This window comes from Pseudomonas sp. B23(2017), assembly GCF_002113725.1.
GTDB lineage: Bacteria > Pseudomonadota > Gammaproteobacteria > Pseudomonadales > Pseudomonadaceae > Aquipseudomonas > Aquipseudomonas putida_Z.
This window is the reverse complement of the sequence record NZ_NEJM01000046.1, coordinates 1-1,115: the sequence shown is the minus strand read 5'-3', so window position 1 is coordinate 1,115 and position 1,115 is coordinate 1. Positions and strand designations below refer to the sequence as shown.

The following is a 1,115-nucleotide window of genomic DNA, read 5'->3' as shown; positions in this document are numbered from 1 at the left end:
GTCCTTGGCCACCATCACCGCCCGGCCGCCGTACAGCAACGCGCCGAACAGCTCCCATACCGAGAAGTCGAAGGCGTAGGAGTGGAACACCGTCCACACATCACTGGCATCGAAACGGAACCAGTCCTGGGTCGCCGCGAACAGCCGGACCACGTTCTGGTGCGGCAGCAGCGTGCCCTTGGGCTTGCCGGTGGAGCCGGAGGTGTAGATCACGTAGGCCAGGTTCTGCGGGGCTACGTCGATAGTCGGGTTGGCATCGCTGTAGCCGGTCAGGTCTTCGACATCCAGATCCAGGCTGTGCAGGCCAACCGGGATCGGCAGGGCTTCACGCAGGTGCGACTGGGTCAGCAGCAAGGCAATGCCACTGTCGGCGAACATGTAGCTGAGGCGGTCTTCCGGGTACTCCGGATCCAGCGGCACATAGGCACCACCGGCCTTGAGAATGCCCAGCAGGCCAACCACCATGTCCAGGCTGCGCTCCATGGCGATGCCAACCAGCACATCAGGGCCAACGCCGCGCTCGATCAGCTTGTGCGCCAGCTGGTTGGCCCGGCGGTTCAGCTCGCCGTAGCTCAGGGTCTGCTCGCCGAAGGTGACTGCCGGGGCTTCGGGGGCGGCGACCACTTGGGCCTCGATCAGCTCATGAATGGTTCGCTCATCCGGGAAGGCGACGGTGTTGCGGTTCCAATCACGCAGCACCGCCCGCTGCTCGTCCTCGCCCAGCAGCGGCAGCTCACTGATGCGCTGGCTCGGTTGGCGCACGATGGCTTCGAGCAGGTTGACCCAATGCCGCGCCATGCGCTCGATGGTGCTGGCGTCGAACAGGTCGGTGGCATAGGTCAGCGAAGCCCCGATGCCCTTTTCGTGCTCGAATGTATCCAGGGACAGGTCGAACTTGGCCGTATTCGTGCTCCACTCCAAGCCCGACATTTCCAGGCCCGGCAAGCGGTGCTGGCTGCCCTTGAGCTCGGTCTGGTGGTTGTACAGCACCTGGAACAACGGGTTGTGCCCAAGGTTGCGCTCAGGCTGCAAGGCTTCGACCAGTTGCTCGAATGGCAGGTCCTGGTGGGCCTGCGCGCCCAACGTGCGCTGGCGCACCTGTTGCAGCAGCTCGC

Annotated in this window: 1 protein-coding gene; it reads right to left on the bottom strand. The window is 64.5% G+C overall.

Features of this window, described 5'->3' with window-relative positions; genetic code table 11:
* A partial coding sequence (locus tag CAG46_RS27465; RefSeq protein WP_143493581.1) for an AMP-binding protein occupies positions 1-1,115 on the bottom strand: 1,115 nt, incomplete at both ends.